Origin of the sequence: Gilliamella sp. Imp1-1, from assembly GCF_001690415.1 — a bacterium.
In the GTDB taxonomy this organism is placed as follows: domain Bacteria; phylum Pseudomonadota; class Gammaproteobacteria; order Enterobacterales; family Orbaceae; genus Gilliamella; species Gilliamella bombi.
In genome coordinates, this window is sequence record NZ_LZHK01000111.1 from 1 (window position 1) to 5,441 (window position 5,441).

The 5,441-nt window shown below is 39.0% G+C and carries 7 protein-coding genes; 6 read left to right on the plus strand and 1 reads right to left on the minus strand.

Going from position 1 to position 5,441, the window contains the following annotated elements; genetic code table 11:
* Both A9G38_RS09415 and A9G38_RS09420 read left to right on the plus strand, forming a co-directional pair.
* Positions 1-1,621, plus strand: a 1,621-nt coding sequence (locus tag A9G38_RS09415; RefSeq protein WP_065623252.1) for a VENN motif pre-toxin domain-containing protein, incomplete at its 5' end; no start/stop codon positions are given.
* Between the two features lie 4 nt (positions 1,622-1,625).
* Complete coding sequence (locus A9G38_RS09420; protein WP_034915732.1) at positions 1,626-2,024, plus strand: SMI1/KNR4 family protein; 399 nt, start codon at positions 1,626-1,628, stop codon at positions 2,022-2,024.
* On the opposite strand, the gene A9G38_RS09425 is transcribed toward A9G38_RS09420, so the two are convergent.
* On the minus strand, positions 2,021-2,566 hold the full coding sequence (locus A9G38_RS09425; protein WP_034915736.1) for an RNA 2'-phosphotransferase: 546 nt from the start codon (positions 2,564-2,566) through the stop codon (positions 2,021-2,023). The two genes, A9G38_RS09420 and A9G38_RS09425, sit on opposite strands and share 4 nt — an antisense overlap.
* 132 nt (positions 2,567-2,698) lie before the next feature.
* Here A9G38_RS09425 and A9G38_RS12085 point away from each other — a divergent pair, with 132 nt between their 5' ends.
* The 4 genes from A9G38_RS12085 to A9G38_RS09440 all read left to right on the plus strand — a co-directional run.
* Positions 2,699-2,896, plus strand: coding sequence for a hypothetical protein (locus A9G38_RS12085; protein ID WP_141671789.1), 198 nt, complete (start codon positions 2,699-2,701; stop codon positions 2,894-2,896).
* Positions 2,875-4,551 carry a VENN motif pre-toxin domain-containing protein gene (locus A9G38_RS09430; protein WP_065623253.1) on the plus strand — a complete coding sequence of 559 codons (1,677 nt, stop codon included), beginning with the start codon at positions 2,875-2,877 and terminating at the stop codon, positions 4,549-4,551. Before A9G38_RS12085 ends, A9G38_RS09430 begins: the two co-directional genes overlap by 22 nt.
* A gap of 12 nt (positions 4,552-4,563) precedes the next feature.
* On the plus strand, positions 4,564-4,974 hold the full coding sequence (locus tag A9G38_RS09435) for a barstar family protein (protein ID WP_051634386.1): 411 nt from the start codon (positions 4,564-4,566) through the stop codon (positions 4,972-4,974).
* 120 nt (positions 4,975-5,094) lie between these two features.
* Positions 5,095-5,441 (plus strand): hemagglutinin repeat-containing protein (locus A9G38_RS09440; protein WP_141671790.1); only part of this gene is annotated, 347 nt, incomplete at its 3' end.

Here is a 5,441-nt window from a genome sequence, read left to right on the forward strand (position 1 = left end):
GAATAACGAGCTCAAACACATTTTTAACAAACAAAAAGAGCAAGACATCATCGACCAAACGCAGTTAGTGAGTGAAATTGGTGGTGAAACGTTAACGATGCTTAATCATATAGACCGGATAAGAGCCGAATCCAAGGCAAAAGAAGCGGTTGAAAAGGAAAAAGAGAAAAGTAAAAACAAGGGACTAACAGAAGAAGAGCAACAAAAAATCTACGAAGACGCCTACAAAAAGGCGATGAACGAAGGCATGTCAGCGATGGGCAGTGACACCCGTCAAGGCATTGACATGGCGGTTAGCCTCATCAACGGCTTAATCAGTGGCGACATGACAGGGGCAGCCGCAGGGGCACTCGCGCCAAAAATTGCGACTATTATCAAACAACAGACCGAAGGAAACACCGTTGCCAACACCGTCAGCCATGCGATACTCGGTGCGGTGGTAGCCGAGCTACAAGGCAACTCTGCACTAGTGGGTGGCTTGGGTGCTGCTGCAAGTGAACGCGGTGCTGAAGTGATTGCGGGCATACTTTACCCTGATAAAGACATCAAAGACCTAAGCCAAGAAGAAAGGCAACAAATCAGCGCCCTATCACAACTAGCGACAGGTCTGGCCATTGCGGCGATGGGCGGAGATATCCAAGATATCAATACTGGCGTTGCGGCAGGGAAAAATGCGGTTGAGAATAATGGATTAAGTTGGGCTGATGGTGGATTTGGTGGTGATTTTATAGGTCTTTCACCTGAAACAGGGGCAAATTATGAAGGTATCCTCCATGCCTCAGCAGCGGGTTATCTAACCCCAGAAGAGGCTTCGCAAATCATAGATGATATGAATTCAGGTAAATTTATGTATGATCCTTTAAGAGAGGATTTGATGAGATTGCCAGAAGATATAGCTATATTGGTGACGCCATATGGTGATTATATCGCCTTTAGGGATGCAGATAGTTGGGGTGACTACGCAATAGCATCAGCAGGAGTATTACCTTTTGCAAAATATATCAAAGTAGCAGGAAAAGTAATTAAGGTTGAAACTAAAACTGCACAAGCTTTGGTAAAAGAAGCGGAAGTAGCATATAAAGCGGGGAATGTTGCTGAAGGTAATCGCTTGATGAATCAAGCGGCAAGCCAGTCAAAACAAATTGAAACAACTGTTGTAAAAAATAGTGCAGCAGGAAAGGGGATTTCCAATATATCTACTTTGAATCCTAGTGAAATTAGATTCTCACAAAATACGGTTTCTTATAATAAAGTAGAACGAGGGACTGATATGAAATATACTTATGACGATCTTGTTACAAGCATGAAAACTAATGGTTGGAAAGGTGAACCTGTTAATGTAATTAAAATGCCTGACGGAAAATACACTAGTATGGATAATACTAGAATAGCAGCCGCTAGAGAAGCTGGTATAGATATTAAAGCTAATATTAGAAATTTTGATGATAAGCTTTCACCTTCTGAAGTAAATAGGTTTTCTGATCCTAAAAAAGGATTTATACCTACAACTTGGGGAGAAGCAATAACAGGGAGAATTAATAAACAGTCTGGTGGATTTAGTAAAAATAATCCATATGGTTCAAGTACTCCTCCTCGCATTAGTGGTAAACCTAAGGATTAATAATATGGCTCATTACTTATATTCGAAAAAAGAATTACCCGAAGGATTCAAATATCCGCTATCTTTTTTGGAAATTGTTTCTAAGAAAGATGTTCTAGATTTAGAACCATGGTGGTTTCTATATGAATTTGAAGATTTTGCTAAACACTGGTTATTTGAGATAAAAAAACAATACCCAACTAGAAAATTGATACCATTTGCTAAAGCTTCTAATAATGATGATATTGTTTGTTTTGATGGTTCCGATATATCAGGCAATCCGAAAGTATACTTTGTTCATACTTTTGCTACCCCTGGATGGGAGGATAGAGGTAGTGTTTATAGTTTTGATGAATGGTTAAGACAAGCCAAAGAAGAATCAGCTCAATATAGAGCAGGAAGGGCTAAATTAGATAAGGTTTAGTCAAATATTAAAAAAGTGTTAGGCACAGCATCGGTTAACCAAACACCGTTATCAGCCAAATAAAACTTAAAGCCTTGTTGATGCATCTGCAAGGCTTTAAGTTTTAACACAATAGGTTTACCGTGTCGTTTCCCTACAGTATTAGCTGTCTGTTCATCAATAGATAAATGGACATAATGGCGATCACCTGCAATTAATCCTTGTTTTTTTATTGAATCAATAAAACGCATTGCTGTACCATGATATAAAAATTTGGGCGGTACTTTTTCTACATACTTAATTTTTACTTGTTGAGTTGAATGTCCTTGTGCTGCACGTATTTTTATACCATCATCCGAAATCGTAAAACGTTTTTTGTCACTTGTTTTAACAACTTGCTCAATCAACTCTCTAGTAAGAGGTTCGCCATGTTGATTAGCTTGAGCAATGAGATGAACTATATCAACCCATCCATCAGAATCTAATGTGATACCTATAGCTTTCGGTTGATGCCTTAAAATGTAACTTAAAAATTTACTCGTTTTATTTAATTGTTTGTTCAAATTTTATATCCTTTCTTATTCCTATCAGATCTTTGTAGATCTTACCTATTACTCTCAAAATCCGCAAGACAAGCTCTACAACTAACTTTCATTGTTCTCTTTTAATCAAAAACTAACTTAAACATCCAATCATTGCAAGACACGGACGATTACGATTACGAAAAAATCAGCGCATCGGTGAGTGGAAGCGGAGGCTTTGGTGGTTTTAGTGCCAACGGCTCATTATCGAGCACGAATATTGACAGCAAATGTGCAAGTGTGACTGACCAATCGGGTATTTTTGCCGGCAGTGCGGTTATGATATCACGGTGGGCAACCACACCGACCTAAAAGGGGCGGTAATAGCCTCAGAAGCGAAAGACACGAGCCAAAACCGCCTTGACACAGGCACAATCAGCTTTAGTGATATCGAAAACAAAGCGGACTACCAAGTCAGTAGCAGCAGTGCAGGGGTAAGCTCTAGCGGCATGCCATCGATGCCAACCAGTCGCAATAAAAACGAAAGCGAACAATCGACGATGCATTCAGCGGTATCGGAAGGGACGATAATTATCCGCAATAAGGATGACCAAAAACAAGATATCAACGAATTAAGTCATGATACTGAGCAGGCGAATAACGAGCTCAAACACATTTTTAACAAACAAAAAGAGCAAGACATCATCGACCAAACGCAGTTAGTAAGTGAAATTGGTGGTGAAACGTTAACGATGCTTAATCATATAGACCGGATAAGAGCCGAATCCAAGGCAAAAGAAGCGGTTGAAAAGGAAAAAGAGAAAAGTAAAAACAAGGGACTAACAGAAGAAGAGCAACAAAAAATCTACGAAGACGCCTACAAAAAGGCGATGAACGAAGGCATGTCAGCGATGGGCAGTGACACCCGTCAAGGCATTGACATGGCGGTTAGTATCATCAACGGCTTAATCAGTGGCGACATGGCAGGGGCAGCCGCAGGGGCACTCGCGCCAAAAATTGCGACTATTATCAAACAACAGACCGAAGGAAACACCGTTGCCAATACCGTCAGCCATGCCATACTCGGTGCGGTGGTAGCCGAGCTACAAGGCAACTCAGCTCTAGTGGGTGGCTTAGGTGCTGCTGCAAGTGAACGTGGTGCTGAGGTTATCATGGGTATTCTTTACCCAGGTAAAACAGTAGCGGAATTATCACAAGAAGAAAGACAACAAATCAGCGCCCTATCACAACTAGCGACAGGCCTAGCAATAGCCGCTGCCGGTGGTGATATCCAAGATGTGAATACAGGGGTTGCGGCAGGGAAAAATGCGGTTGAGAATAATAATTTAGCTAGAGCCGCTTGGTATCTAGTACGTCCAAGTGAAATTGGTGGACCAGTTAGTATTAATGCAGTAGATGTATTAATGGCTGAAGGTCTTACAGCAGCAGAATCAAAAGCATTTTTAGAAAGTCTAAATTTGGAACAGAGACGACTAATTGAAATTGCATTAGTCGATCCAATGGGAGATGGATTCCTTGAAGATGCAGTACTAAAAACTTATGAGCGTTATTATAATGATTACCTAAAAGAGAAAGATGGTAAGAAAGGTAATGATAATACGTTAGCAGGAACTGGAAGTAGTTCAGCTGGCGGGGCTCCGGGATTACCGCCTGATGATGACAAAAATAATAATAAATCAAATTCAACCGAGAGGATTAAAGAAAAGAAACTTGATGAGCTTCCAAATAATGTTAGAGATACATTTTCACAATATGAAAAAAATGGTTGGAATGGTAATTTTAATGGTCAGACCCCAGGAACTAATGCAGGAAGAATATTTAAAAATAGCGATAATAAATTACCTAAAGTTGATAGCAATGGAAATCCAATTACTTATAGAGAATTTGATGTCAATAATAAAATTCAAGGACAAGCCAGAGATGCCGAAAGATTTGTTCAAGGAAGCAATGGTTCTGTTTATTATACAAATAATCATTATCAAACATTTATAAAAGTAACTAAATAGAGGTTAATTAAAATGAAGAACCAAATTATTTATATTAATAAAGAACAAGAAAATCAATATATTGAAAATCTGAATTTCAAAAATTATTTTTTTGCAAAAATTGATGGATCACTTATTTCTACTATTAGTGATTATATGAATGCAATAATTGCAGCTTTCCAGTTTCCATTCGGTATATTTTCTAACACAACGAGCATTGATGCTTATAACGATTGGATGAGAGATTTGTCGTGGATAGATCAATATGATGGATACATATTAGTTATAGAAAATTTTACAAAAATGCTGAGTTGTTATCCTAAAGAAAAAGATCGAATTTTGAATGAATTTGATGAGACCATTTTTCCTTTTTGGGCGGAGGAAGTTACTCATACTGTAGTAGGAGGAAAAACAAAAGGTTTTTTAGTGTTACTTGTAGAGTAAATTGATTTCATCTCAAGTGTCATTGCCGGGAACGACATCAATTTATCGACCTTAAAAACGCAAAGCTATCAAGACTCAATATGGAATAAAAATCACACCCGCAAGGTTGATATTGAAGAGGTGGTGGGCAGTGAAATTTTAACCAATGGCGACCTAAACTTAATTGCGGGACATGATATTTTAGCGAAATCGGCGGAGCTATCGAGCGATAAGCGCATAAACCTATTAGCCGAGCATGATATTGATATTGGTAGTGAACAAGAACGTTTACAGTTAACCGAGCATCACAAAACCAAAACGAAAGGGTTGCTTAATAAGGGTTCAATTACTGAAGATATAGCGGTCGACAACATCACCCAAAAAGGCAGTGGGATTTATGGTGATAAGGTAAACATTAATGCGGGTAACAATTTAACGGTTACAGGCAGTGAAGTGGTAGGTACGCACAATGTGAGTCTTGGTGCAGG

Bases quoted from the DNA above. Each gene is read 5' to 3' on its own strand.
- A9G38_RS09435 (WP_051634386.1), top strand. From the start codon at position 4,564: ATGAAGAACCAAATTATTTATATTAATAAAGAACAAGAAAATCAATAT.
- A9G38_RS09420 (WP_034915732.1), top strand. From the start codon at position 1,626: ATGGCTCATTACTTATATTCGAAAAAAGAATTACCCGAAGGATTCAAA.